This is a genomic window from Flavonifractor sp. An112 (assembly GCF_002161085.1).
In the GTDB taxonomy this organism is placed as follows: Bacteria; Bacillota; Clostridia; order Oscillospirales; family Oscillospiraceae; genus Flavonifractor; species Flavonifractor avicola.
Genome location: NZ_NFLU01000008.1, coordinates 16021 through 41791 on the forward strand (window position 1 = coordinate 16021; position 25771 = coordinate 41791).

General features: G+C 59.2%; 24 protein-coding genes and 1 riboswitch. Of the genes, 19 read left to right on the plus strand and 5 right to left on the minus strand.

Going from position 1 to position 25771, the window contains the following annotated elements; translation table 11 throughout:
* The first annotated feature begins 348 nt into the window (after positions 1-348).
* Positions 349-1578, plus strand: coding sequence for a tyrosine--tRNA ligase (gene tyrS / locus B5E56_RS08400; RefSeq protein ID WP_087266440.1), 1230 nt, complete (start codon positions 349-351; stop codon positions 1576-1578).
* Between the two features lie 149 nt (positions 1579-1727).
* Entirely contained in the window at positions 1728-2921 is a 1194-nt protein-coding gene (locus tag B5E56_RS08405) for an AI-2E family transporter (RefSeq protein WP_242958856.1), read from the plus strand.
* Positions 2922-2956: 35 nt separating this feature from the next.
* Here B5E56_RS08405 and dapB read toward each other — a convergent pair whose 3' ends face one another.
* Genes dapB through asd form a run of 3 tightly spaced genes read right to left on the minus strand, consistent with a single transcriptional unit; the run spans position 2957 to position 5735 of the window.
* Complete coding sequence (dapB, locus tag B5E56_RS08410; protein ID WP_087389345.1) at positions 2957-3724, minus strand: 4-hydroxy-tetrahydrodipicolinate reductase; 768 nt, start codon at positions 3722-3724, stop codon at positions 2957-2959.
* 23 nt (positions 3725-3747) lie between these two features.
* Positions 3748-4641: a 4-hydroxy-tetrahydrodipicolinate synthase gene (dapA, locus tag B5E56_RS08415; RefSeq protein WP_087188057.1), complete on the minus strand. Its 894-nt coding sequence runs from the start codon at positions 4639-4641 to the stop codon at positions 3748-3750.
* Positions 4642-4649: 8 nt separating this feature from the next.
* Positions 4650-5735 (minus strand): aspartate-semialdehyde dehydrogenase, encoded by a 1086-nt coding sequence (gene asd, locus B5E56_RS08420; RefSeq protein ID WP_087188058.1) that lies wholly within the window; start codon positions 5733-5735, stop codon positions 4650-4652.
* 152 nt (positions 5736-5887) lie between these two features.
* Positions 5888-6060, minus strand: a riboswitch (Lysine riboswitch).
* Positions 6061-6158: 98 nt separating this feature from the next.
* Here asd and B5E56_RS08425 point away from each other — a divergent pair.
* The 3 genes from B5E56_RS08425 to B5E56_RS08435 all read left to right on the plus strand — a co-directional run bounded on the left by B5E56_RS08425 (position 6159) and on the right by B5E56_RS08435 (position 13029).
* Complete coding sequence (locus B5E56_RS08425) at positions 6159-7844, plus strand: SpoIID/LytB domain-containing protein (protein WP_087389436.1); 1686 nt, start codon at positions 6159-6161, stop codon at positions 7842-7844.
* Positions 7841-8866: a tRNA preQ1(34) S-adenosylmethionine ribosyltransferase-isomerase QueA gene (queA, locus tag B5E56_RS08430; protein WP_087389437.1), complete on the plus strand. Its 1026-nt coding sequence runs from the start codon at positions 7841-7843 to the stop codon at positions 8864-8866. Before B5E56_RS08425 ends, queA begins: the two co-directional genes overlap by 4 nt.
* Before the next feature lie 1499 nt (positions 8867-10365).
* Positions 10366-13029 carry an S-layer homology domain-containing protein gene (locus B5E56_RS08435; protein WP_242958859.1) on the plus strand — a complete coding sequence of 888 codons (2664 nt, stop codon included), beginning with the start codon at positions 10366-10368 and terminating at the stop codon, positions 13027-13029.
* 93 nt (positions 13030-13122) lie between these two features.
* On the opposite strand, the gene B5E56_RS08440 is transcribed toward B5E56_RS08435, so the two are convergent.
* Positions 13123-14196, minus strand: a complete 1074-nt coding sequence (locus B5E56_RS08440) for a tetratricopeptide repeat-containing glycosyltransferase (RefSeq protein WP_087389347.1) — start codon at positions 14194-14196, stop codon at positions 13123-13125.
* Between the two features lie 57 nt (positions 14197-14253).
* Positions 14254-14898: a hypothetical protein gene (locus B5E56_RS08445; protein WP_087389348.1), complete on the minus strand. Its 645-nt coding sequence runs from the start codon at positions 14896-14898 to the stop codon at positions 14254-14256.
* 233 nt (positions 14899-15131) lie between these two features.
* Between B5E56_RS08445 and trxA the strand changes: the two genes are divergently transcribed.
* From trxA to B5E56_RS08515, 14 genes are all read left to right on the plus strand, one after another.
* Positions 15132-15446, plus strand: a complete 315-nt coding sequence (gene trxA / locus B5E56_RS08450; RefSeq protein WP_087188739.1) for a thioredoxin — start codon at positions 15132-15134, stop codon at positions 15444-15446.
* A 15-nt stretch (positions 15447-15461) separates the two neighbouring features.
* Positions 15462-16379 (plus strand): thioredoxin-disulfide reductase, encoded by a 918-nt coding sequence (trxB, locus tag B5E56_RS08455; RefSeq protein WP_087389349.1) that lies wholly within the window; start codon positions 15462-15464, stop codon positions 16377-16379.
* Between the two features lie 16 nt (positions 16380-16395).
* Positions 16396-16830 (plus strand): RrF2 family transcriptional regulator, encoded by a 435-nt coding sequence (locus B5E56_RS08460; RefSeq protein ID WP_087269533.1) that lies wholly within the window; start codon positions 16396-16398, stop codon positions 16828-16830.
* Complete coding sequence (locus B5E56_RS08465) at positions 16827-18125, plus strand: cytochrome c biogenesis protein CcdA (RefSeq protein ID WP_087389350.1); 1299 nt, start codon at positions 16827-16829, stop codon at positions 18123-18125. Before B5E56_RS08460 ends, B5E56_RS08465 begins: the two co-directional genes overlap by 4 nt.
* A gap of 106 nt (positions 18126-18231) precedes the next feature.
* A complete protein-coding gene (gene tgt, locus B5E56_RS08470) occupies positions 18232-19362 on the plus strand; it encodes a tRNA guanosine(34) transglycosylase Tgt (RefSeq protein WP_087188743.1) in 1131 nt (376 codons plus the stop codon).
* A 107-nt stretch (positions 19363-19469) separates the two neighbouring features.
* Positions 19470-19841 carry a preprotein translocase subunit YajC gene (gene yajC, locus B5E56_RS08475; RefSeq protein ID WP_242958861.1) on the plus strand — a complete coding sequence of 124 codons (372 nt, stop codon included), beginning with the start codon at positions 19470-19472 and terminating at the stop codon, positions 19839-19841.
* A gap of 60 nt (positions 19842-19901) precedes the next feature.
* Entirely contained in the window at positions 19902-20327 is a 426-nt protein-coding gene (locus B5E56_RS08480) for a TIGR04086 family membrane protein (protein WP_242955424.1), read from the plus strand.
* Positions 20328-20385: 58 nt separating this feature from the next.
* Complete coding sequence (gene scfA, locus B5E56_RS08485; protein WP_087188745.1) at positions 20386-20526, plus strand: six-cysteine ranthipeptide SCIFF; 141 nt, start codon at positions 20386-20388, stop codon at positions 20524-20526.
* A gap of 69 nt (positions 20527-20595) precedes the next feature.
* Positions 20596-21975, plus strand: coding sequence for a thioether cross-link-forming SCIFF peptide maturase (scfB, locus tag B5E56_RS08490; RefSeq protein ID WP_087389351.1), 1380 nt, complete (start codon positions 20596-20598; stop codon positions 21973-21975).
* Between the two features lie 445 nt (positions 21976-22420).
* The gene (locus B5E56_RS08495) at positions 22421-23062 is read left to right on the plus strand and encodes a stage II sporulation protein M (protein ID WP_242958862.1); all 642 of its coding nucleotides are present in this window, start codon (positions 22421-22423) and stop codon (positions 23060-23062) included.
* A gap of 25 nt (positions 23063-23087) precedes the next feature.
* Positions 23088-23966 carry a site-specific tyrosine recombinase XerD gene (gene xerD / locus B5E56_RS08500; protein WP_087188748.1) on the plus strand — a complete coding sequence of 293 codons (879 nt, stop codon included), beginning with the start codon at positions 23088-23090 and terminating at the stop codon, positions 23964-23966.
* Between the two features lie 286 nt (positions 23967-24252).
* Positions 24253-24783, plus strand: coding sequence for a crossover junction endodeoxyribonuclease RuvC (ruvC, locus tag B5E56_RS08505; RefSeq protein WP_087389353.1), 531 nt, complete (start codon positions 24253-24255; stop codon positions 24781-24783).
* A gap of 12 nt (positions 24784-24795) precedes the next feature.
* The gene (gene ruvA / locus B5E56_RS08510; protein WP_087188750.1) at positions 24796-25401 is read left to right on the plus strand and encodes a Holliday junction branch migration protein RuvA; all 606 of its coding nucleotides are present in this window, start codon (positions 24796-24798) and stop codon (positions 25399-25401) included.
* 22 nt (positions 25402-25423) lie between these two features.
* Positions 25424-25762 (plus strand): DUF6054 family protein, encoded by a 339-nt coding sequence (locus B5E56_RS08515; protein ID WP_087389354.1) that lies wholly within the window; start codon positions 25424-25426, stop codon positions 25760-25762.
* Positions 25763-25771: the final 9 nt, after the last annotated feature.

Sequence of the window (25771 nt, forward strand, 5' to 3'; positions counted from 1 at the left end):
ATGAAAGGGGGATTTTGTGGATCGGAATGTCTGTACCCGCTGCGGCGGGGAGATGGCTTGCATTGGACAGCATTTTCTGAAAAAAGGTGTGCCGGGCTGGCATTTGAGAGGGAATCTTGAGCGGAACGGGATGGAAGATTTAATGCCTGTGGAGCTATGGTGTTGCCAGAGCTGCCAACACCTAGATTTTTATCTGTCGGGAAGCATCTCTCAGGATGAGGGATCGGGCATTGCTCAGGTCCCCTGCCCCCACTGCGGAATCCTCCACGACATGGACGACGCCAAGTGTCCCCACTGCGGAAAGCGGTTATACTGATGACTACACCATTGAGATAAAGGAGAATGAACATGACTTGTTACGAAGAACTGAAGGCCCGTGGCCTCATTGCCCAGGTCACCAACGAGGAGGAGATCTCCAAGATGATCAACGAGGGCAAGGCCGTCTTTTACATCGGCTTTGACCCTACCGCCGACTCCCTCCATGTGGGTCACTTCATGGCTCTGTGCCTGATGAAGCGGCTCCAGATGGCGGGCAACCGTCCTATCGCCCTCATCGGCGGCGGCACCGGCTACATCGGTGACCCCTCCGGCCGTACCGATATGCGCAACATGATGACCCCGGAGACCATCCAGCACAACTGTGACTGCTTTAAGAAGCAGATGGAGCGTTTCATCGAGTTCGGCGAGGGCAAGGCCCAGATGGTGAACAACGCCGAGTGGCTCCTCAAGCTCAACTACATTGAGCTGCTCCGTGAGGTGGGCGCCTGCTTCTCCGTCAACAATATGCTGCGGGCTGAGTGCTACAAGCAGCGCATGGAGAAGGGCCTCTCCTTCCTGGAGTTCAACTACATGATCATGCAGTCCTACGACTTCTACCATCTGTTCCAGCACTACGGCTGCAATATGCAGTTCGGCGGCGACGACCAGTGGTCCAATATGCTGGGCGGCACCGAGCTGATCCGCCGCAAGCTGGGCAAGGACGCCCACGCCATGACCATCACCCTGCTGCTCAACTCCGAGGGCAAGAAGATGGGCAAGACTGCCAAGGGCGCCGTGTGGCTGGACCCCAATAAGACCAGCCCCTACGAGTTCTACCAGTACTGGCGCAACGTGGGCGACGGCGATGTGCTCAAGTGCCTGCGGATGCTCACCTTCCTGCCTCTGGAGCAGATCGACGAGATGGACAAGTGGGAGGGCAGCCAGCTCAACACCGCCAAGGAGATCCTGGCCTTTGAGCTGACCAAGCTGGTTCACGGCGAGGAGGAGGCCCAAAAGGCCCAGGATGCTGCCAAGGCCCTGTTTGTGGGCGGCGGCGATATGAGCAACGTGCCCTCCACCGCCCTGGAGGCCGGTGCGCTCACCGACGGCGCCATCGGTATCCTGGACCTGATGCTGGCCTGTAAGCTGGCACCCTCCAAGAAGGAGGCCCGCCGCCTCATCGAGCAGGGCGGCGTGGAGCTGGACGGCCAGAAGGTAACGGACGTATACACTGCCGTGACTGCCGAGCAGCTCTCCGGCGACGGTGTCATGATCAAGAAGGGCAAGAAGGTCTTCCACCGGGCCTCTCTGCAGGGCTGAGTGTTCAGGGGCTGCCGTCAGTGGGGCAGCCCCTTTCTTAATTTTACCTGACTTTGGTTGCAGGCGACAAACAGGCATGATACAATAAACCTGTTGGAAGGCTTACCGCCCCGGCAATGTGTGTGGCGGCTGCAAAGGAGGAAGGCACTGTGCCGGAAAAAGAGGACCCGAAGAACAAGAAGAAATGGTACATCCTGGATGGCAGCCATGTGCAGCTGCTCATTGTGCTCATCGTTGCCATCCTGTTCTATGTGGGATTGAACCATTTCAGCGTAGTAACTGTCCGAATCAACCAGTTTATGGGGGTGTTGTCCCCGTTTATCGTGGGCTTTGCCATTGCCTATCTGCTCAATACCCCCATGTGCTTTTTTGAGCGAAAACTCTTTCCCAACCACCGGTTTAAGCGTGCGTTGTCCATTTTGCTGGTCTATGTGCTGGCCTTTGCGGTGGTGGCCATTCTGCTGGGGCTCATCGTGCCTCAGGTGGTACAGAGCGTCAAGGACCTGGCGGGCAATATGCAGACCTACCTGACCAGCCTGGATCAGCTGGTGCAGGATCTGACCGAGCAATTTGATCTGGATGCCGACGCCATCAACGATATGTTCGGTAACTTCCAAAACATGATCAGCAACATGACCGCAAAAGCGGCGGAGGCCCTGCCCCAGCTGCTGGATGTGGGCTTTGCCATCGGCAGCGGCGTGATTGCGGGTATCACCGCCCTGATCTCCTCTATCTATATGCTGGCGGGGAAGGATCGGCTGGTACCCCAGCTGAAAAAGCTCCTCTACGCCACCGTGTCCAAGCGCCGGTCCGACTGGCTGCTGGGGGTATGCGGTCAGGCAAACCGGGTGTTCGTGGGCTTTATCAACGGCAAGATCATCGATTCCGCCATCATCGGCGTGCTCTGCTTCATCCTGTGCGCCATTTTCCGGATCCCCTACCCCATGCTGGTCAGCGTCACCGTGGGCGTCACCAATGTGATCCCCTTCTTTGGCCCCATCATCGGCGCCATTCCCTGTCTGTTTATTCTGGTGATCGTGGACCCCTGGGCCGCCCTGCGGTTCTTTGCCCTGGTCATCGGATTGCAGCAGTTTGACGGCAACATCCTGGGGCCCAAGATCCTGGGCGACAGCACCGGCCTGTCCGCCATCTGGGTGCTCATCTCCATTGTCACCTGCGGCGGCCTGTTTGGCTTCCCTGGCATGATCCTGGGCGTGCCTACCTTCGCTGTGCTCTATGCTTTGGTTCGGGAGTGGGTCAACAAGCGTCTCAAGGCAAAAAAAATCGACGGCAACGGCAAGCCCCTGGAGGAGCAGCCCCAAACACCGCCGGACAAAGAATGAAAAAAGACCGCCCATTGGGCGGTCTTTTTTTGCTGTTAGGAAAGGGTGGCCTGGACCAGATCAGTCATGGAGTAGAGACCAGGGGCCTCCATACCGGCAAGAAATCGGGCCGCCCGGATGGCGCCGGAGGCAAAGACCTCTCGGCTCATGGCGGAGTGGCTCAGGGTGATGACCTCATTCTCACCGGCAAAGATCACGTCGTGATCTCCCACGATGCCGCCGCCGCGGACAGAGCAGATGCCGATCTCCTCCTTGTCTCTGGCCTTGCGGACGCTGTGGCGGTTACACACATAGTCGGGCTGGTAGGGAAGAGCGGATGCCGCCGCGTCGGCCAGCATGAGGGCGGTGCCGCTGGGGGCGTCCACCTTTTTATTATGGTGTTTTTCCACGATCTCAATATCGTAGTCCGTCCCCAGAGCCGCGGTTGCCTGGCGTACCAGGGCCAGCAGCACATTGACTCCCAGGGACATATTGGCGGAGCGGAACACGGGGATGACCCGCGCCGCCTGGCCGATGGCGGCCAGCTGCTCCTCCGAGTAGCCGGTGGTGGCCAGCACTGCCGGGATGTTCCGCTGCAAACAGAAGTCCAGCAGAGCGGGCAGGGCGGCAGGGGAGGAGAAGTCGATGAGGGCATCAGCCTGCCCCTGGAACTCAGCGGGGGAGGAGAACACGGGGAAGTCCCGGTCGCCAGTCCCCAGCAGGTCAAATCCGGCGGCGATTTCCAGGTCGGGCTGGGCGGCGCACAGGTGCTCCACTGCCCGGCCCATCCGGCCGTTGCAGCCGGAGAGGATCAAACGAAGCATTTCCAACATCCTTTCCCAGTGGCTCAGGCGGAGAGCAGTCCCACCTTGACCATAGACTGACGGAGGGTCTCCAGCGGTCCGTCGCTCATATCGCACAGAGGCAGGCGGAGGGAGCCGATGTCGTAGCCCGCCAGATTCATGGCAGCCTTGATGGGAATGGGGTTGACCTCCAGGAAGAGGGCGTCAATGAAGTCCATGTAGCCCAGCTGAAGGGCGGCGGCCTGGTCAAACTTGCCCTCCAGGCACAGGTGGGTCATCTGGATCATGACCTCGGGAGCGATGTTGGCTACCACCGAGATCACGCCCTTGGCTCCCAGGCTCATCATGGGGACCACCTGGTCGTCGTTGCCCGACCAGACATAGAAGTCGTCGCCGCAGATGGCCAGGGTGTGAGCCAGCAGAGAGAAGTTGCCGCTGGCCTCCTTGACGCCGTTGATGTTGGGGTGCTGGGAGAGCACCTTGTAGGTCTCGGCGGTGAAGGAAACGCCGGTGCGGGAGGGCACATTATAGAGGATAATGGGCAGATCCACCCGGTCGGCAATGTATTCGTAGTGCTTGATGAGGCCGGTCTGGGACGCCTTGTTGTAGTAGGGGGTGACGTGCAGCAGGGCGTCGGCACCGGAGTCCTGGGCGTGCTGGGACAGGTAGACGGCGGCGGAAGTATCGTTGCTGCCCGCGCCGGCAATGACCTTGACCCGGCCGTTCACCCGCTTGACACAGTATTCCACGGCGGCAATGTGCTCCCGGATGGTCAGGGTGGAACACTCTCCGGTGGTGCCGCAGACGCAGATGGCGTCCAGGCCCCGCTCGATCTGCTCGTCGATGATTTTCCCGAACTGATCGTAGTTGATGGCGCCGCTGTGGTCAAACGGGGTGATGATGGCGGAACAGGCTCCGGTAAAAACAGGCTCTCTCATAATTAGGGTTACCTCCTTGAAATGTAACCCTCCGCGCACAGAAGTTCGGCAAGAAGGACTGCGCCGCCCGCGGCGCCGCGAAGGGTATTGTGGGACAGGCAGACGAACTTATAGTCGTACTGCGTGTCGGGACGCAGACGGCCAATGCAGACCGCCATGCCGCCCTCGGTCATCCGGTCCAGCCGGGTCTGAGGACGGTCGGGCTCCTCAAAGTAGTGCAGGAACTGCTTGGGAGCGGAGGGCAGGGCCAGCTCCTGGGCACGGCCCTTGTAATTTGCCCAGATCTCTTTGATCTCCTCCATAGAGGGTTTGTTCTCAAAGCGTGCGAACACAGCGGCCATATGGCCGTTGGACGCGGGCACCCGCAGACACTGGGCGGTGATGGCGGGGGACTGGGCGTTGACGATGACCCCGTTCTCCACCTTGCCCCACAGCTTCAGGGGCTCCTGCTCGCTCTTCTCCTCCTCGCCGCCGATGTAGGGGATCACATTGTCCACCATCTCAGGCCAGGTGTCGAAGGTTTTGCCCGCGCCGGAAATAGCCTGATAGGTGCAGACCAGCACCTGGTTCAGGCCGAAGCCGCGCAGGGGGTGCAGGGCGGGAACATAGCTCTGGAGGGAGCAGTTGGACTTAACGGCAATGAACCCGCGCTCCACCCCCAGTCGCTTTCGCTGGTCCTCGATGACTTTGATATGCTCGGGATTGATCTCCGGCACCACCATAGGCACGTCGGGCGTCCAGCGGTGAGCGGAGTTGTTGGAGACCACGGGGCACTCGTGCTTGGCGTAGGCCTCCTCCAGAGCCTGAATCTCTTCCTTCTTCATATCCACGGCGGAAAAGACAAAATCCACCTGGGAGGCAATGGCCTCGATATCGGCCTCCGCGTTCATGACCACCATCTTCTTGGCCTCTTCGGGCATGGGATTCTCCAGAGCCCAGCGGGAGCCGATGGCTTCCTCATAGGTCTTGCCGGCGGAGCGGCTGCTGGCCGCAATGACAGTGAGCTGGAACCAGGGGTGATTCTCCAGCAGGGAAACAAAACGCTGGCCCACCATACCGGTGCCGCCGATGACGCCTACTTTGTATTTTTCCATGACCATACCTCCGTTGCTCAAAGTTTATTCCAACACCGGCCTGTCTCAGACCGGAAACTCATAGCGAAAAGAAAAAGAAAATCAGCAGTTTACAGAACTGCTGATTTTGTACTATAATGACAGGGACAGCGCGTCCCCGACCATACCAGACAAAAGCAGACAGCACTCCGCCGCGTGTGCGGCGACAGTCGAACGGATCTTATCCGGGCGACCAGGCAAACGCACCACCGGGAGCGTCCCTTCGGCGGCCTCCCCTTTCACGCGGTTCACCGGGCCCGGCACCCTCACCACGCTACTCTTGAAGAGCCGCGCCTCTATCCTGCAAATGTAATTTCGCTATTTAGTTTGCAAAATTGTACCACAAGTTCTGGCAAAGTGTCAACGAAAGCGAGATGGGATTTCCGCCAAATGAAAACGGGAAAGATGAAAAAAATTGTGCAGATTGCAGCCCTGGCCCTGGCCATTGCCCTTCCACTGAGCCAGGCGCCGGCCTCCGCCGCCTCGGTGGCGGTGGACCCCACCATTAAAGTGGGTATCTTTTACGGCTCCAACGCCCTGCCCGGCGCCAACCTGCTCAACGATGTGGGCAGCGGGTACCGGCTGGGCTATTATGACGACAACCGGGTGTTTCAGCAGCTGGCCGCCACCAGTGAGACCGCCATCTCGGTGGTCAAAACCCAGAATGTCTACTACGGCAAGGTGGGGACGTGGAGCGGCTATTACGACACCATTACCTCCAATATCGCCGTGGGCTGCTGGCATTTGAAGCTGCCCGGCAGCTACAGCTCCTACGACGAGGCTGCCGCGGCCGCTTCCGCCTATTCCGGCGGCTTTGCGGCCTGGATCGACGGGACGTGGCAGGCCAGAGTGGGGGCCTACCTGGACAAGGAATCTGCCCAGGCCGCCCAGACCAGCCTTGGCCTTGGGGACGCCGAGGTGGTTGGTACCTCCAGCGCCGGGGTGTCGGTGGTCAAGACGGGCACCAGCCAGATCCTCTTCCAGTTTGACAGCGCCTCCAAGTGTCTGGGCATCAAGCCCGGCCTGGACGACAGCGTCAAGACCGAGACCATTTTCCGGGGCTGTACCTATTACGGCGGCTTCCAGTATCAGCGGGTGAGCGGCGGCAACCTGACGGTGAGCAATGTCATTGGCCTGGAGGACTATGTACAGGGAGTCATTGTCCGGGAGATGAGCTCCTCCTGGCCCACAGAGGCACTGAAAGCCCAGGCGGTGAGTGCCCGTACCTACGCTTACCGCAACTACACCGCCAGCAAGCACAAGAGCCAGGGCTTCGACATCTGCAACTCCACCTGCTGTCAGGTGTACTACGGTATGGACGAGGTGACGGCCAACAGCAGCAAGGCGGTGGAGGAGACTTATGGCGAATACGCCTGGTACAACGGCTCCCTCATTGAGGCGGTATACTCCTCTCACGACGGCGGCGCCACCGAGAGCGCCGTCAATGTGTGGGGGAGCAACGTGGCCTACCTCATCGGCAAGTACGACCCCTATGAAGCGTCGGTGGCCAGCAAGGTCCCCAACTACAACTGGACGGTGACCTACACCGCCCAGGAGCTCACCGACCTGCTCAATTCCAAGGGCTATACCAACTCGGGCATCGTGGACTTCAAGGTCACCAAGACCAGCCCCACCGGCAATGCCATTGAGATCACCTTCACCGACTCCTCCGGCAAGAGTTGGAGCAAGATCCGGGACGACTGCCGCACCTTCCTGGGGCTGCGGTCCATCCATTACACCGTGTCCAGCTCCGCCGGCAGCGGCTCGTCCGGCGGGGGAGGGAGCTACACGGTGAACGGAAATGGTACCCTCGGCAGCCTGGACGGGGCCTATGCCATCGACGGCAGCGGTTCCACCTCCAAGCTGAGCGGCGACGTGTACATCATTGACGGCAGCGGCCAGGTGACCCAGGCCGCGCCCTCCGGCGGCAGCGGCGGGGACAGCTCTGCTGTGTTCACCATCACCGGCTCCGGCTGGGGCCACAACGTGGGCATGAGCCAGTGGGGCGCTTATGCCATGGCCCAGCAGGGCTATACTTATCAGGATATCCTGACCTTCTACTATACTGGAATAGAGGTGCGCAAGCCATAAAGACGTCTGATTTTGACTTTTACCTGCCGGAGGAGCTGATCGCTCAGACTCCTCTGGAAAAGCGGGACTCCTCCCGGCTGCTGGTGCTGGACAAGCACACCGGCGAAACGAAGCATATGCACTTTTTCGATCTGCCTACCCTGCTGAGACCGGGAGACTGCCTGGTGCTCAACGACTCCAGGGTGCTGCCCGCCCGGCTCATCGGCCACCGGGAGCCCGGTGGGGGAGCGGTGGAGGTGCTGCTGCTCATCGACCGGGGCAATAAGACCTGGGAGTGCCTGGTGCGGCCCGGCCGTAAGATGCGTCCGGGTACGAAGGTGTCCTTCGGCGAGGGCCAGCTCACCGCCGAGGTCACCGAGGTGCTGGAGGGCGGCAACCGGCTGGTCCGCTTCGACTATGAGGGCATTTTCCTGGAAAAGCTGGAGCAGCTGGGCAAGATGCCTCTGCCTCCTTACATTAAGGCCGAGCTTAACGACCCGGAGCGGTATCAGACCGTCTACTCACGGGAGGTGGGCTCCGCCGCCGCCCCCACCGCCGGTCTCCACTTCACCAAGGAACTGCTCAAGCAGGTGGAGGACATGGGGGTGCGTCTGGCCTATGTGACCCTCCATGTGGGCCTGGGCACCTTCCGCCCGGTGAAGGAGGAGGATATCCTGGACCACGAGATGCACTCGGAGTACTGCATGATCTCCGCCGAGACCGCCGAGACCATCAACCGCACCAAGGCCGAGGGAGGCCGGGTGATCTGCGTGGGCACCACTTCCTGCCGCACCATTGAGAGCTGGGCGGCAGAGGACGGAACCCTGAAGGAGAGCGCCGGATGGACCAATATCTTCATCTATCCGGGCTACAAATTCAAGGTGCTGGACTGCCTCATCACCAACTTCCATCTGCCGGAATCCACCCTCATCATGCTGGTGTCCGCCCTGGCGGGCCGGGAGCGCATCCTGGCCGCCTACAAGGAGGCGGTAGAGCAGAAATACCGCTTCTTCTCCTTCGGAGACGCCATGTTTATCTGCTGAAACAGCCAAAAGGCCTGCCGTAGTAAAACGGCAGGCCTTTTTTACATCCTTCTCAGTACCTCCACGTTGCCCGCCAGCCGGGGATCGGAAGGGGAGAGGGCAAGAGTTCCCGGTCATCCAAACGAGCCGCGACGTTATCGGCGGAGCCGGTGTCCAGCACCACCGGTTGAGTGATATCACAAAAATAATTATTTACCATAAAATATAGATTAAGTTATGACTATAAAAATATGGAATTTATGCGGAACTGTGATTTTGGAATGTGAAAATGGTCGAATTGTTTGTTTTTTGCTGCTTTTTGCGGACTCTGTCACAGCAATCTTTGGGAGGAAAGCAGTTTTATCTTGCCTTTTCGCACCTTTTTAGGGTACAATATTACACATATGATAGGCAAGGTATATGTTTTGTGACAGGAGGTGCAATGCGGTAAGAGTGATGAATTCCTATTGCCGGCACATAAGACCAGGAAAGCAACCGCAATTTGTGTCGGAAATAGCCTTTTATAAAACTCAAAAGGAGGAATTGATGAAATGAAGAAACGATTGTTGGCAATATGTTTGGCTCTGTGCATGATTGTTGGGCTGCTGCCAACGACAGCGATAGCTGCGCCTGAGGGAGACGGAACAGGCCTTACAGCGGATGATCCCATGGTGGTGCCGGAGGAAGCGCTCACTATTTCGGGAACTATTTTGGAAGAAATTTCACAAGAGTGGCTGAATACCAACAAACCCCAAGATGGGAGTACTCTTTATCTGAAATTAGAGGTATCCGACTCCATCACTGAACTTGGCGATGGTTATGGAGGTTTTCGTCTTGGAAGCGGATATAGCTTGCAGATGGATTTTTCCAATGCTACTAGCCTTAAGAAAATTAACAGTCAAGCTTTTATGCGCGCTACAGCTCTGCAGGGCGTACTGGATTTGTCCAATACCAAGGTTGAGACCATCGAAAAGAGCGCCTTCAGCGGCTGTACCGGCCTGACTGGCGTGATCCTGCCTCAGACCCTCGAGGTGCTGGGCACGAGTAACGGCAGTTCTGGTTCTGTGTTCAACGGTTGTACAGGCCTGGAGTTTGTGCGTACCGCGGGCGGCAGTGAGACCGCCGATTTTGAGCTGCCCTCCGGGCTAAAGGTAATCGGGAAGCAGACGTTTAAAAGTGCATTCACCCCTTCAGCATCCATTGTAGGAAGCATTCCTGCCTCCGTTGATATTGTAGGAAGTGAGGCTTTCTATTCCTCTGCTTTTTCCCAGCTTACATTGGAGCGCGAGGTAAAGGATGGTAGCTTTACGGGCTATGCTTCAAATGCTTTTAAATATGGAAATAACGGACTGCTAATATATAAGAATGCTGAGGCAGCCACTCATGACAGCAGTTTTTCCAGCGGTTTTAACTATGCCAAGGAAGCTTTTCCGGTTACATTGCATTTTATTGACGCAGACGGAATTGAGATACGCACTGCCCAAAAGTTGTTTAATGTCTCTATCGCATATGAGCTGGATGTGGCTAGCGGGCGATGGAATAAAACCGCCGGATATGTATTGCCGGATGCCGGTTCTGCTGCTATACCAGGATATGACAACGGTTGGCAGATCGAAGGCAGCAGCAAGCTATTAACATCGACCTCTAATGTGGTAGGTACCATTAAAGATGATCTGAACGTCACGGTCACGGGAAGCACTGTGCTTTCTAAGCCCACCGTGGAATACATGGTAAATGGCGGTGTGGTTAAGGACGCCGGCTCTGGTGTACCGGACCTCACCGTCACTGTGGACCAGGAGAACCCCGGCACTGTCGGCGTACAGGTTACCCATCCCCTGGCAACTGAGGAAGCCAAAGAAAGCGGTACCTATGTCTATTTCAAATACTGCTGGTGGGATGAGAAGGACGACGGTGTGAACGGTCCCCGGAGTGAAACCGAACCTAAGCTCTTCTCCACGGCGACAAACTCCAGCAATTACAACAGAGTATTTACAGATAACAACGAGATCCCGATCCGCAATACCTCTGATATCCGGGCGGACGGAGATTACTATCTGGTAGAGATCTTCGGCTACTATGTTGAAAACAACGGGACGGCCAAGCGGTTTTATAAATCTGGGCATAACTTTATTGCCGGTGATAATGCAACCGACAGAAGTTATGTTATGAATGTAGATGTGGAGGATATCACCCCCATCACCATCACCCCCGCGGACATCACTATTTACACCGGCGGCGAGGGCTATACCGGTGTGGTGGACGGCGAAGGTCAAACGACAACAACTGCCAATGGTATGCCGGAGCCAGGATATTTTATCACCCTGCCCGATTGGATGAACGAGGAGTTGGGTGGCTATGCCAATGCAGAAAATCTGTCGGATAAGCTTGTGCTGACCTATGACGATGGGAACGGCGACAAAAAAGAATGGAATCTTAGCCTATACGGCACAACTGCCCATAGTACGGATGTGGCAGGCGTCGAGGCCGCTCGCTACATCTACCGCATTGTGCCCGGCGAGGGGACTGGGAACATTCCTGTTCGCCTGAAGTTGACCGATCAGATCACAGATGAAATAATTACCAGCGATCAGTTTACGCCCAACAGCAATGAGCAGTACAAGGCGTATGATATGAGTATCTACACAGATGAAGTAACAGCTGACAAGGTCACTGCAAAGATTACGATCAACGGCCAAACATATACCTGTAAAGTTGAAGGAACAGAAGGCCAACTAGTGATCCGCGGCCTGACGAGCGAGAATATTACGACAGATATTGTCGCCGCGGAAAGCGGGTTGAACTCCTCCAATATTTCTGCCGTACTGCCGAAAGGCGGCGTTACCTACTACATCAACGGCAGCAATGTGGAGCTGTCCGATACCGACGGCGTAAAGCTGTTGGTGGATGAGGTCCTGGATGACGGTGTGCTGAAGGCATATATCCAGGAAAACATGACCGGGAAGATCCCTGCCGGAGACTATGTCTACAAGCAGCAGTACCTGGACCTGGTGGACACCAAGAACGGCAACGCATACCTGAGCCTGGGTGAAAATGAGAAGCTCAGCATTTACTGGCCGGTTCCCGACGACTTCGACACCAGCAAAGACTTCTACGTGGTGCATTTTGATGCGCTGGATCGTAATTATAATAATCTGGGCGATGAGCTTAGCAAGAACGGTCCGGATGTGCTGGATGCCGAGCTTGTAACAGTAAACGACAAGCAGTACATTCAGTTTGAGACTGGTTCCTTCTCTCCCTTTGTGCTTGTATATGAGCAAGAGATCATTAACTCCCACACCTACACCCTCCGCTACAACACCAATGGCGGCCAGCAGATCCAGTCGGAATCCAAGTCCCGCTCCTGGGTGAAGGCTTACGACGAGCTGCCGGTGCCTGTCCGGGAAGGCTACATCTTCAAGGGATGGTATCTGGACAGCAGCCTGACCAATCGCGTGGAGGAGGATGTCAAGGTGAACCGTTCCTCCGTAACGCTTTATGCCAAGTGGAGCCTGGACTCCGCGGATCCGGATAACAGCGGTGTTTCTGACTGGCTGGAAACCGAGGAGCACAGAGCCTATTTGCAGGGCTACGGCAACGGCAACTTCGGCCCCACCGACAAGATGACCCGCGCCGAGGTGGCCCAGATGTTCTACAATCTGCTGAAGGATCAGGATGTGCCGGTCACCGTCACCTTTACCGACGTGCCTGAGGAGGCCTGGTACCGTGACGCGGTGCAGGCACTGGCCTCCCTGGGCATCGTGGAGGGAATCGGCAACGGCAAGTTTGCCCCGGAGCGCACCATCACCCGTGCGGAGTTTACCGCCATTGCCATGCGTTTCACCAACGGCGCACTGGATGGCGAGAATATCTTCTCCGATGTAAGCGAGGATGAGTGGTTCTACGAGGAAGTGGTAGGCTCCATTCAGTACGGCTGGATCAACGGCTATACGGACGGGACCTTCCGGCCCTACAACAACATTGCCCGCTCCGAGGTGACGGCCATTACCAACCGTATGCTGGGCCGCTCCGCTGACGAGGCCTTCGTGGACAGTCATACGGACGAGCTTCGGCAGTTCCCCGATGTATCGAAGGATGTGTGGGGCTACTATGAGATCATGGAGGCCACCAACACCCACGATTATACCAAGGACACCGACGGTGAAACCTGGGCTGACCTTGGTTGAGTACTTAAAGCTGCTGCATGAGCTTAGTGGCAGAAAGAGAGATCCCGCAGAGGTGTCAACCTCTGCGGGATCTTTTTTGGTTCAGCGCTTTGCTCACATTCGGCTCAGAATTTCCACGTTGCCCGCCAGCCGGGGGTCGGTAGGGGAGAGGACCAGGGCCTTTTGCGCTTCCTCCCGAGCGGGGCCGATGCGCCCGGTGCGGAAATAGGCCTGGCACCGCAGGTCGTGGGGAAGTGGCCCCCAGGCCTCCGCCTCACAGATGTAGGTATCAGGTCGGACGGTGATGGCCAAAGCGACACCGGTAAAATACAGCACCCCGTCCCAGTTCTCCTGCTGGTAGCAAAGGGTGGCCAGATCCATCCAGGGCTCCCGCAGATGGGGGGCCTCGGCGGCGGCGCGGAAAAACCAACTTCTGGCCTGGGCGGGGTCCCCTTTCTGTATGTAGGACTTGGCAATGTACCGCATGGAGGCTGCCCGCTCATCCTTCCAGGTGGCGGTGGGCATGGACAGGTGCCGCTTGAGGGTGGCAATGCAGTCGTCCCACCGGCTATGGAAAAAGTACTCCCGGCCCAGATAGTGGGCGTTGCGGTCGTCTTCCGGTTCCTCCTGTACCGACAGCTCCAGCAGAGGGAGATACTGGCCCCGGGATTTGGAGGGATCAGGGTGGTGATCCAGCTGCACCCCCAGCGCAGTTACCATGAGGCCGGGCTGACCGGGCCCCTCCCAGCGCAGGATCTCATGAACCGGATGGACCCACCGATAACCGTGGCGGCGGTGGATCTTCTCGTACCAGAACACCACGCCATCGGCTCCATCGGGCCGGAAGGACCAGGTGTAGCGGTACCGGGCCTGACCTGTGCCGGGCGTCCAGGCCGACTCCAGAGCAGCCCGCCAGCCGGGATGGAACACCTCGTCCAGGTCGGTACATACGCAGATATCGGCGTCCTCATCCACCAGGTCCAGAGAGCGGTTGCGGGCAGTGTCAAACCGCCAGGGAGAAATGGTCTCCACGGTGACAACGGCTCCTCGGGCCTCCAAACGGGCCACGGTGTCGTCGGTGGAGCCGGTGTCCAGTACCACCACCTGATCGGCCTCCGACATGGAGTCCATCCAACGGTCCACAAACTGGGCCTCATTCTTGCAGATGGCATAGACTACAATTTTCATAAGTGCCTTCTCCTTTCACAGAAGGAGAGGGGGGCAGACTGCCCCCCTCCCGCAGGATCAGGTTTCCATCAGGCCAGCGGCCTTCAGATTCTGGATAATCTGGTTGATGGCGTTGATAGCGTCGGTCAGGCTGGCACTGGTTTGCAGGGTGGTGACCGTGGCGGCGGCGTTGGTCTCACCGGCAGGGCCGGTAGGCCCGGTCGGGCCAGTAGGACCAGTAGCGCCAGCAGTGCCCGCGGTACCGGCAGGGCCGGTGGGTCCGGTGGGACCGGTAGCGCCGGCAGTACCCGCGGTACCGGCAGGGCCGGTGGGTCCGGTGGGGCCAGTAGGACCGGTAGCGCCATCGGGGCCGGGGATACCCTGAGGTCCGGTAGGACCGGTAGCGCCGTCAGGTCCGGGAATACCCTGGGGGCCAGTGGGTCCGGTCACACCTGCCGCGCCGGTGGGTCCGGTGGGTCCGGGGGTGGCAGGTCCGGTAGGCCCGGTGGGTCCAGTAGGGCCGGTAGCACCGGCGGCGCCGGAACCGGCAGGCCCGGTAGGCCCGGTAGCACCAGTGGGACCGGTAGCCCCGGTAGGTCCGGTGGGACCAGGCACGGGGCAGGGAGGGGGACAGGGCGGCGGGCAGCAGCCTGGCGGACAGCAGCAGGCCCCACCTTCCTGTTTCCGTTTCCACTCCCGATCAGAGGGAAGATAGTGGTTCATATTGTACTCCTTTATCCGCTTGGCTTGTGGCTGTGCCACATGACAGCCTATGCGTTTGCCTGACGGGAGGTGCGCCGCTGGAACGCCCAGCAAAAAAGTAGGAAAAGGGGTTGACAAGACTAACTGTAACTGATATAGTTACAGTATAGAAATGAAACAAATAAAGTTACAGTTAAAAGCATATCATACAGTCAGGCGATTGCCTGCTATTCGGAACAGAAAGGACGATGGATATGACTCCCATTACCATTACCAAAGCCAATTTTGAAGAAGTAGTGCTTCATTCCGACAAGCCGGTGCTAGTGGACTTCTGGGCCCCCTGGTGCGGCTACTGCCGCCGGATCAGCCCGGTGCTGGACCAGATCGCCCAGCAGTTTGACGGCCAGCTGGTGGTAGGCAAGATCAACATTGACGAGGAGCCGGAGCTGGAGGAGCAGTTTGAGGTGGAGGTCATTCCCACCCTGTTCCTCTTCAAGAACGGGGAGACGGGGGAGCCCATTGTGAACCCCGGTTCCAAGGCTCAGATCATCGACTGGATGGGACTGTAAAAGGAGGCGGACGGCATGGCGCAGTATGAAATCCTCATCGTAGGGGGCGGCCCCGCCGGTTATGCGGCGGCCCTGTATGCCGCCCGCAGCGGCCGCAAGACAGCGGTGGTGGAGAAGCTGTCCCCCGGCGGCCAGATGGCCACCACCTCAGTGATCGACAACTACCCCGGCTTCCCCGATGGGGTGGACGGCTTCGAGCTGGGGGAGAAGATGGAGCGGCAGGCCCGGAAGTATGGGGCGGAAACCGTATACGCCGAGGTCACCGGGGCCGACTTAACTGCTGTTCCCAAGGTGCTCCACACCAGCGAGGGGGACCTGACCGCCGACGCGGTAATCCTGGCCACCGGAGCCTACCCCCGGGAGCTGGGCCTCGCCGGCGAGAGCGAGATGCGGGGGAGAGGGATTGCTTACTGCGCCGCCTGCGACGGAATGATGTACCGGGGCAAGGTGGTTGCAGTAAACGGCGGTGGCAACACCGCTGTGGAGGACGCCCTCTACCTGTCCAAGCTGTGCAAGAAGGTCTATCTCATCCACCGGCGGGACAGCCTGCGGGCTTCGGCGGTGTACCACAAGGCCCTGGAGGAGGCCGGGGTGGAAATCCTCTGGAACACCCGTGTGACAGACCTGCGCAAGGAAAAACGCCTGACAGGTATCGAGCTGGAAAATGTGGTCACCGGCGAGAAAAGCGAGCTGGCCTGCGACGGCCTCTTTGTGGCGGTGGGCCGGGTGCCCGATACCGCCCTCTTTGCCGGACAGGTGGAGACCGATCAGGCGGGTTATCTGGTGGCAGACGAGAGCTGCCGCACCAGCGTGCCCGGTGTGTTTGCCGCCGGAGACGTGCGTACCAAGGCTCTGCGGCAGGTCATCACCGCCGCCGCCGACGGCGCCAACGCCGCCCACTGGGCGGAGGACTATCTGCTGAAACGCGTGTAAAGGAGAATCCCATTCCATGAACGGCCTGTTCTGTGTGGCGGTCCACGCCCTGATCTATCTGGACAAGCGGGGATGTCTGCTCTCCAGCGAAGAGCTGGCGGCCAACATCTGCACCAACCCGGCCCGGGTCCGCAAGGTGATGGCCAAGCTGAAAAAGGCGGGGCTGGTGACCACCCGCACCGGCACCGATGGCGGCTATCAGCTGGTGGCTGATCCGGAGAAGGTGACCCTGGACACGGTGGCCGACGCCCTGGAGGTGCGGTTCGTGGAGCCCGCCTGGCACAGCGGCGGAGGCGTGGACTGCGGCTGTATGGTGGCCTCCGGCATGGCCGGGGTGATGGACCACCTGTTTGACGATCTGGACCGGCGCTGCAAGGCGCGGCTGGCCCAGCTCCGCCTCTCCGACCTGGAGGGACAACTGGAATCCATACAAAAAGGAGAACCCCTATGAATTTGCAGCTTGAGACCGGCGTACCGGTGCTCACCGTCTTTATCCAGGGCCTGCTCAGCTTCTTTTCGCCCTGTGTGCTCCCGCTGGTGCCTCTGTATGTGGGTTATTTGGCGGGAGGGGCCCGGACGGTGGATGAGAAGGGCAATATCCGCTATCCCAGAGGCAAGGTGCTGGTCAACACCCTGTTCTTTGTGGTGGGTGTCAGCTTCGCCTTCTTTGTGCTGGGGCTGGGCTTTACCGCCGCAGGCCGCTTCTTCAGCGGCAATCAGACCCTCTTTGCCCGCATCAGCGGCATCATTATGATCCTCTTTGGTGTCTATCAGTTCGGCTTCTTCGGCAAGGCCGCCGCGCTGGAGACAGAGCACCGGCTGCCCTTCCGACTGGACAAGTGGGCCATGAACCCCCTGGTGGCCCTGGTGCTGGGCTTCACCTTCAGCTTTGCCTGGACTCCCTGCGTGGGCCCCACTCTGGGCAGCGTGCTGCTGATGGCCTCTTCCGCCGCAAGCGCCGGCAAGGGCTTTTTGCTCATCGCCGTTTATACTGCCGGCTTTGTGATCCCCTTCCTGGCGGTGGGTATTTTCACCGGCACGGTGCTCAACTTCTTCAAGACCCATCAGAAGGTGGTCAAGTATACCGGCAAGGTGGGGGCGGCCCTGCTGGTCCTTATGGGCATCATGACCTTCACCGGCTTTATGAATGGCATCACCGGCTATCTGTCCGGCATTGGGGGAGGGACCGGCGTAACCGAGACGCCTACCCAGAGCGAAAGCGTCTCTCCCACGCCGGAGGCCACCCAGACCCCGGAGCCTGCGGAGAGCGCCTCTCCCGAGCCTTCTGCTGAGCCCACGCCCAAGCCTGAGATTGCTGCCCCCGACTTTACCCTCACCGATCAGTACGGCAACACCCACACTCTGTCCGACTATCAGGGCAAGACGGTGTTCCTCAACTTCTGGGCCACCTGGTGCGGCCCCTGCAAGAGTGAGATGCCAGACATCCAGAAGCTGTATGAGAATTATGGAGAAAACAGCGAGGATCTGGTGGTGCTGGCGGTGGCCAATCCCGGCGGCCAGGACGTGTCTCAGGAGGAGATTGAGCAGTTCCTGGAGGACAACGGTTACACCTTCCCGGTGCTCATGGACGATACCGGCATGACTCTGGCCTATTACGGCATTTCCGCCTTTCCCACCACCTTTATGATTGACGTCAACGGCAATGTGTACGGCTATGTGCCGGGAGCCATGACGGCGTCCATCATGGAGTCGGTGGTGCAGCAGACCATGGACAGCGTGAAGTAAACAGGGAAGAGCGGCGCTATGCGCCGCTCTTTCTGGTTTTGAGGCGTTGTCATTTCCTCCGCTTTCTGGTATGATAGTAACACTTGCAAAATAAAGGGGTTTTATTGTGTTTGAAGTGATCAAAACCGAGGGAAAGGCCCGCCGGGGCGTCTTTACCTGCGCCCACGGCACGGTACAGACGCCGGTTTTTATGAATGTAGGCACCCAGGGCGCCATCAAGGGGGCTCTGTCTGCCTTTGACCTGAAGGACATCGGCTGCCAGGTGGAGCTGTCCAACACCTATCACCTCCACCTGCGTCCCGGCGACCAGGTGGTGCGCCAGATGGGAGGCCTCCACAAGTTCATGCGGTGGGACGGGCCCATCCTCACTGATTCCGGCGGGTTCCAGGTGTTCTCCCTGTCCGGCCTGCGGAAGATCAAGGAGGAGGGGGTCACCTTTGCCTCCCACATCGACGGCCGCCGCATTTTCATGGGGCCTGAGGAGTCCATGCAGATCCAGTCCAACCTGGGCAGCGACATTGCCATGGCCTTTGACGAGTGCGTAGAGAATCCGGCCACCTATGAGTATGCCAAGGCCTCCTGCGAGCGCACCCTGCGCTGGCTCCAGCGGTGCAAGGTAGAACATGACCGGCTCAATGCGCTGCCCGACACGGTGAATCCCCATCAGATGCTCTTCGGCATCAACCAGGGCGCCACCTTCCCCGATCTGCGGGTGTGGCACATGAAAGAGACCGCCAAGATCGACTGCGAGGGTTATGCCATCGGCGGCCTGGCGGTGGGGGAGCCCACCCAGGTGATGTACGACATCATCGACGCGGTGGAGCCCCATATGCCGGCGGACAAGCCCCGATATCTCATGGGCGTGGGCACCCCCTCCAACATCATTGAGGGTGTGGCCCGGGGCGTGGACTTCTTCGACTGCGTCATGCCCGCCCGCAACGCCCGCCACGCCAAACTGTTCACCTGGTCGGGAGCCATGAACATCCGCAACGAGAAGTACAAGACCGATGAGCGGCCCATCGATCCCGACTGCGACTGTCCGGTGTGCCGGAATTTCTCCCGGGCCTATCTGCGCCACCTCTTCGTGGCGGACGAGATGCTGGCTATGCGCCTGGCCGTTATGCATAACCTGTATTTCTATAATAAACTGGCTCAGCGCATCCGGGATGCTCTGGATGCCGGTCAATTCACGGCCTTCCGGGCGGAATATTCCGAGAAGTTGGCCGGACGAATCTAAAACAAATTGTGAATCATGGCGAAAAACACTTGTCAAAACTTGCAAATCGTTTTATAATATTCCACTGATGACGCATGGCGTCAAAGTTGAAATCGGAGGGGATTGTATTGACAGCACAGATCACCAACGCGATGTTGTCCAGCACCGGCACTGATGCTGGTGGGGCAGGTAGTATGTTGAGCATGGTTATCCCGCTGGTACTGCTCATCGCGGTGTTTTATTTCCTGCTGATCCGTCCTGAGAACAAGAAGAAGAAGGCCGCTGCCAAGATGCGTTCCGAGCTGTCCGTGGGTGACCAGATCACCACCATCGGCGGCATCGTAGGTACCATCTGCGCGGTGAAGGAGAACACCATCGTGATCGAGACCAGCTCTGATCGCGTGCGCATGGAGTTCACCAAGTGGGCTGTGTCCACCCGCGGCACTCAGACTACTGAGGAAGGCCCCGGCGAGACCAAGGACGCCAAGGACAAGAAGTAATAAGAAACGCCCTCCCGGCATAGGTTTCATCAGGAACCTGTGGTAAGGGAGGGTGTTTTTATGGGTAAAAAGGAGGAGGACCAGGGCGCCAAGCTGCTGCGCTGCGCTTTGGGTATCCTGCTGGGCGGGCTACTGGCCCTGGGCGTGTGTATGCTGTTCCTGCTGGGAGCGTCGGTGGCCATCTCCGGCGGTCTGCTGGACATGGACCTGACGTATCAGATCACCATCGTGGGGTGTGTGCTGGGCGGTTTCTGCGGCGCCCTGCTGGCGGTGAGCCGCTGCGGCGGGGGATTGGCCGCCGGACTGCTCACCGGAGGGGTGCTCTTTCTGCTGGTGCTCACCCTGGGAGCCCTGTGCTTCCGGGATGTATCTCTGGAGTCGGGGGGCATCGGCCTGCTGTGCGGGTCCCTGTGCGGCGGGGCCGCTGCCGGTCTGCTGGGGAGCGGCAATCGAGGGAGCAAGCGGAAAAAACGCAGAAAGCGTTGAAATTGGAAAGACCCTATGGTATAATGACCTAAAGTCTCTATTTGGGAGGGAAATCAGAATGAAGCATATCAAGACGCTCAACGGCGCTACTCTGAAGAAGAGCGCCGCCCACGGCGGCTGCGGCGAGTGCCAGACCTCCTGCCAGTCCGCCTGTAAGACCTCTTGCACCGTGGCCAACCAGAAGTGCGAGAACCGGTAACAAACAACAGGGCAAGGGTGGGCGTGTAGGCCCACCCTTTTCCATGCCCTGAGGAAGGAACAAAAATTTATGGTACATACCTTTCAGTGTCTCGGCGTACGCATCGCCGTTGACGTGAACAGCGGCGCCGTCCATGTGCTGGACGAGCTGACCCACGACCTGCTCACCGCTCTGGCGGAGCGGGAGGAGAACGGGGAGAGCCTGGATGGGGCCCTGCCCGAGGCTCTGGCCGCTGCCCTGCCTCAGTATGATCCCGCCGCCCTGGCCGAGGCCTGGGAGGAGCTGCGGGAGCTGAAAAAGGAGGGCCTGCTCTTCGAGGCCGACGACTACATCGATCGGGACAAGGCCGCCTCCATGCAGCAGCAGGCCCTGGTGAAGGCCCTGTGCCTCCACGTCTCCCACGACTGCAACCTGCGGTGCAAGTACTGCTTCGCCTCCACCGGCGACTTCGGAACCGGCAAGCGCATGACCATGGACATCGAAACCGCCAAAAAGGCCATCGATTTCGTCATTGCCAAGTCGGGCAACCGCCGCAACATTGAGGTGGACTTTTTCGGCGGCGAGCCCCTCATGGCCATGGATACCGTCAAGGCCACCGTGGAATATGCCCGCTCCATCGAGCAGGAGCATGGCAAGTGCTTCCGCTTTACCATTACAACCAATGGCGTACTGCTGAACGACGAGAACATCGAGTACATCAACCGTGAGATGTCCAACGCGGTGCTGTCCCTGGACGGCCGCAAGGAGGTCAACGACGATCTGCGGCCCACCATCAACGGCAAGGGCTCCTATGATGTCATCGTGCCCAAGTTCAAGAAGCTCATCGCCGGACGGGGCACCAAGGACTACTATCTGCGGGGCACCTTCACCCGGTTCCACAAGGACTTCGCCGAGGACGTGAAGGAGCTGGCCGCCATCGGCAAGAACGTGTCCGTGGAGCCGGTGGTAGGGAAGGAGACCGACCCCTACGCCATTCAGGAGTCCGATCTGCCTGAGCTGAAGGCGGAGTATGAGAAGCTGGCTGAGTATCTGAAGGACCACCGGGAGACCAACTTCTTCCACTTCAACGTGGACCTTCAGCAGGGCCCCTGCGTCATCAAGCGGCTGCGGGGCTGCGGCGCCGGCTGCGAGTATGTGGCCATCACCCCCGACGGCGACATCTACCCCTGTCATCAGTTCGTGGGCAACGAGGACTACAAGCTGGGCAGCGTGAAGGACGGCACTTTCGACAACAGCCTGTCCAGCCGGTTTGCCGGTCTTAACGTCTACACCCGGGAGGAGTGCGCCCACTGCTGGGCCCGGTTCTATTGCTCCGGCGGCTGCTCTGCCTCCAACCTGCTTGTCGGCGGCGACATAAAGCACCCCCACAAGGTGGGCTGTGAACTGGAGCGCAAGCGTCTGGAGTGCGCCATCGCCCTCAAGGCCATCGATGCCGGTATGGCCGATTAGGGGGTATACAAAACGTAATTATACTATCTGTAATCGACGTAATCAGTGCAGAAAGCCCTGCTGTTCGAGGCGGAAACCCTTGAGCAGCAGGGCTTTTCTCTGTTTTACCGGGATGAGTGACAATTGAGAGCAACCCCTGGCCGATAGACCGTTCCGCACAGGGGAGGGGCTGGCAAAACAGGATGACAAGGGATTTTCCTTGTCGTAATAAAGACTCATTTTCCTGGAAAAATCAGGGGAAGAGAGGGCCGCTGTCGGGCTCTGCCGTGCTGACTGATACGATGGTAGACATAATATACTTAACATAAGTATTCGGCATAATCGACAAAAATGACTTTTTTTCTTGCCGCACCTTGCACGATGCTCCGTGTTAAGCTATGATTATACCAAGAAATAAACAGGCAGGTCTGATTTACCAGTCTGGCGCATAGGCTTCTGTTGGGAGGTGAAGCCTTTGCGCAGGACCATTGTGGCCGCTTGGAATGTGCCCAGGGACTGGATCGTCCCGGCACTGATCATCCTGTCGGCCTGTTTTTTGGCCGGTGGGCTGACAGGCTGTCTGTTGGCCGCCCAGGTGGGCGGCGCTGGTGAAGCCAGCCTGAATCAGTATCTGGAGGCCTTTCTGCTGGCCGCACAGGAGGGTGCCGTAGATGTTCCCGCGCTGTGGGCTCAGATTTGGGACACGCTGCGCTGGCCCCTCTTTGCCCTGCTGCTGGGATTCACTGCGCTGGGTGTGCTGGGCCTGCCGGTGCTCTTCGCCCTGCGGGGATTTTTGCTGGCCTTTTCCATCGCCTCCTTTGTGCGGGCCTTCGGCGGCGCCGGCTGGCTGCTGGCCAGCCTGGTGTTTGGCGTCGGCGGGGTGCTGTCTCTGCCTGCTCTCTTCGTGCTGGGGGTACAGAGTATCCTGTCCGCCCGCGCCCTGGCCGCCCGGGTCCGGGGAGAGGGAAAGGGCAGGGTTCTGTGGGGCCGGGACTGTCTGGTCCGATGTGCGCTGTGTCTCGGCGCTGTTTGTGTGTGTATTCTGCTGGAGCGGACTGTGGTGCCCGCTCTGCTTTCCGGCGCGGCAGGCGCTCTTTTGAACCGATAGAGAGAAACGGGAAGGTGTTGGATGGATGGAATATCTCAGTGGATACGAACGATTTCTGACCGAAGAAAAAAAGGCGTCCCCCAATACGCTGAGTTCCTATCTGCGTGATGTGCGCCAATACCTGGACTGGCTGGGGGAGGAGGGAATCTCTCCCACTCAGGCAGTCCACGCCGATGTGGAGGCCTATACCCGCAGCATGACTGCACGGGGCAAGTCTGCTGCCACCGTGACCCGGAGCCAGGCCTCCCTCAAGTCCTTCTATTCCTGGATGATGGAGATCGGCCAGATCGGCGAAAACCCCGCCCGGGGTCTGTCCCAGACCAAGGTAGAGCGCAAGCTGCCCCACATCCTTACCTCCCGGGAAGTAGAGCTCTTTCTGGAGCAGCCGGACCCCTCCGATGCCAAGGGCTGCCGGGACAAGGCCATGCTGGAGCTGCTCTACGCCACCGGCATCCGGGTCAGCGAGCTCATCGGCCTGAATCTGGACAACATCAACCTGTCCGCCGGGTTCATCCGGTGCGCCAACCGGGGGAAAGAGCGGATCATCCCCCTGTACCAGGCGGCGGTGCGGGCCCTGCAGAACTATCTGGACCGGGTCCGGCCCCAGATGGTGGAGCACCCCGACGAGAAGGCCCTCTTCGTCAACATGAGCGGGGAGCGGATGAGCCGCCAGGGGTTCTGGAAGATCATCAAGCACTATCAGGAGAAGGCGGGCATTCAGAAGGACATCACCCCCCATACCCTCCGCCACTCCTTTGCCGCCCATCTGCTGGAAAACGGCGCCGACCTCCACTCCATTCAGGAGATGCTGGGCCACGCCGATATCTCCTCCACCCAGATCTACACCCAGGTGGTGAGCCAGAAGCTGAAGGACGTGTACAACAAAGCCCATCCCAGAGCGTAAACAGCCAGGGCCTGTTGCAAAATGTGCAGCTCGTACAAAGACCCGTCATTCCGAGAAAAACGGCCGCCCACCGGGCGGCCGTTTTTCGTGGGAATCCGTCCCTTTTGCCGGGGAAACGGATTGCCACGCCAGTGTGCGCACTGGCTCGCAATGACAGGTTTGTGCAAAACAGCTATTTTGCAGCAGGCCCTTTTGCGCCCCGGGGCGGGCCTAATTCCTCCTTGCGCCCGTTTCAAGGCCGTGATACAATATTCTCTGTATGGAAAACAGGGAGGAAACCGACGCTATGCTGATTTTAGGCATCGACCCCGGCTTCGCCATCGTGGGCTTCGGCCTGGTGGAGACGGCGGGGGGGAGGGCCCGGCTGGTCCAGTGCGGGGCCATTACCACCCCGGCGGGTGAGGCCCTGCCCGCCCGGCTCCTCCAGATCTCCAATGACATGGACCTGCTGCTGAAGCAATTCAAGCCGGAGGCCATGGCCATCGAGGAGCTCTTCTTCAACAACAACATCACCACCGGCATCGGCGTGGCCCAGGCCCGGGGTGTGCTGCTGCTGGCGGCGGAGCGGCACCAGGTGCCCATTTACGAATATACCCCCAGCCAGGTGAAGCAGGCAGTGGTGGGCTACGGCAAGGCGGAAAAACGGCAGGTTATGGACATGACAAAGCGGCTTTTGAACCTGAAAGCTGTCCCCAAGCCGGACGACGCCGCCGATGCGGTGGCTATCGCTCTGTGCCACGCCCGCTCGTACACCTCCCGGCTCCAGAGCCCCGACGCCAACCGGCCGGGCAGCGGCCGGTATGAGACACGCCGTTAGGAGTTTACGATTATGTTTTACTATGTGAAAGGAACCGTGGCCCATACCGCCCCCTATCTGGCGGTCATTGACTGCGGCGGGGTGGGCTATGCCTGCCGCACCACCAACAATACCCTGGCCCGGCTGAAGAAAGGGGAGAGCGCCAAGCTCTTCACCCACCTGAACGTCCGGGAGGACGCCATGGAGCTGTACGGCTTCGCTACGGAAAACGAGCTCAACTGCTTTCAGCTCTTGATCTCGGTATCCGGTGTGGGACCCAAGGCGGCCCTGTCCATCCTGTCCTCCGCCACCCCCGAGTCCCTGGCCATGAGCATCATTACCGGGGACGAGAAGGCCCTTACCGTGGCCCAGGGCATCGGCAAGAAGATCGCCCAGCGCATCATCCTGGAGCTGAAGGATAAGCTGGCCAAGGGCCAGATCAGCCCGGTTGGTGAGAGCTACGGCGGCACCGGGGTCACGGTGATCCCGGAGAACAAGTCCTCCGAGGCGGCCGCCGCTCTGGCGGTGCTGGGCTACTCCCAGACCGAGATCGGCATGGCTCTCAAGGGCATCGACGTGGACACCCTCAGCCTGGAGGACATCATCAAGCAGGCCCTCAAGAAAATGATGAAGGGGTAATCCCCCGGAAGGAGGAACCACCATGGCCAAACTGGAACGAAACCTCACCGGCAGCTTTGACGGACTGCTGGACTATCTGCACGACGGGATTTTGAACGGCAGCTCCTCCGCCAGCTGGGAGGACAGCAGCGACTACCACAGCGGCTCCTTCCGGGTGGCCGTCCGGGTGTATGAGCGGTACAGCTTCATGGGAGGCAACCGGGTGAGCCTGAACCTGACTCTGGTGGGCAACGGCCCCCATCTGTTCCTGTCCGCCATTACCTCCGGCGGCAGTCAGGCCATGCTGTTCAAGATCAACACCCTGGGGGAGGGCGCCTTCCTGGACAAAGTGGAGGAGCTGCTGGACGGGTGGCGTGGATAAGGAAGTGAG

Excerpts from the sequence above, each read along its gene's own strand:
- trxB (WP_087389349.1), top strand. The coding sequence starts at position 15,462 with ATGGCGCAGTATGAAATCCTCATCGTAGGGGGCGGCCCCGCCGGTTAT.
- dapA (WP_087188057.1), bottom strand. The coding sequence starts at position 4,641 with ATGAGAGAGCCTGTTTTTACCGGAGCCTGTTCCGCCATCATCACCCCG.
- B5E56_RS08465 (WP_087389350.1), top strand. The coding sequence starts at position 16,827 with ATGAATTTGCAGCTTGAGACCGGCGTACCGGTGCTCACCGTCTTTATC.
- B5E56_RS08460 (WP_087269533.1), top strand. The coding sequence starts at position 16,396 with ATGAACGGCCTGTTCTGTGTGGCGGTCCACGCCCTGATCTATCTGGAC.
- dapB (WP_087389345.1), bottom strand. The coding sequence starts at position 3,724 with ATGCTTCGTTTGATCCTCTCCGGCTGCAACGGCCGGATGGGCCGGGCA.
- ruvA (WP_087188750.1), top strand. The coding sequence starts at position 24,796 with ATGTTTTACTATGTGAAAGGAACCGTGGCCCATACCGCCCCCTATCTG.
- ruvC (WP_087389353.1), top strand. The coding sequence starts at position 24,253 with ATGCTGATTTTAGGCATCGACCCCGGCTTCGCCATCGTGGGCTTCGGC.
- tyrS (WP_087266440.1), top strand. The coding sequence starts at position 349 with ATGACTTGTTACGAAGAACTGAAGGCCCGTGGCCTCATTGCCCAGGTC.
- xerD (WP_087188748.1), top strand. The coding sequence starts at position 23,088 with ATGGAATATCTCAGTGGATACGAACGATTTCTGACCGAAGAAAAAAAG.
- B5E56_RS08445 (WP_087389348.1), bottom strand. The coding sequence starts at position 14,898 with ATGAACCACTATCTTCCCTCTGATCGGGAGTGGAAACGGAAACAGGAA.
- trxA (WP_087188739.1), top strand. The coding sequence starts at position 15,132 with ATGACTCCCATTACCATTACCAAAGCCAATTTTGAAGAAGTAGTGCTT.
- scfA (WP_087188745.1), top strand. The coding sequence starts at position 20,386 with ATGAAGCATATCAAGACGCTCAACGGCGCTACTCTGAAGAAGAGCGCC.
- B5E56_RS08515 (WP_087389354.1), top strand. The coding sequence starts at position 25,424 with ATGGCCAAACTGGAACGAAACCTCACCGGCAGCTTTGACGGACTGCTG.
- asd (WP_087188058.1), bottom strand. The coding sequence starts at position 5,735 with ATGGAAAAATACAAAGTAGGCGTCATCGGCGGCACCGGTATGGTGGGC.
- B5E56_RS08440 (WP_087389347.1), bottom strand. The coding sequence starts at position 14,196 with ATGAAAATTGTAGTCTATGCCATCTGCAAGAATGAGGCCCAGTTTGTG.
- scfB (WP_087389351.1), top strand. The coding sequence starts at position 20,596 with ATGGTACATACCTTTCAGTGTCTCGGCGTACGCATCGCCGTTGACGTG.
- B5E56_RS08425 (WP_087389436.1), top strand. The coding sequence starts at position 6,159 with ATGAAAAAAATTGTGCAGATTGCAGCCCTGGCCCTGGCCATTGCCCTT.
- B5E56_RS08480 (WP_242955424.1), top strand. The coding sequence starts at position 19,902 with ATGGGTAAAAAGGAGGAGGACCAGGGCGCCAAGCTGCTGCGCTGCGCT.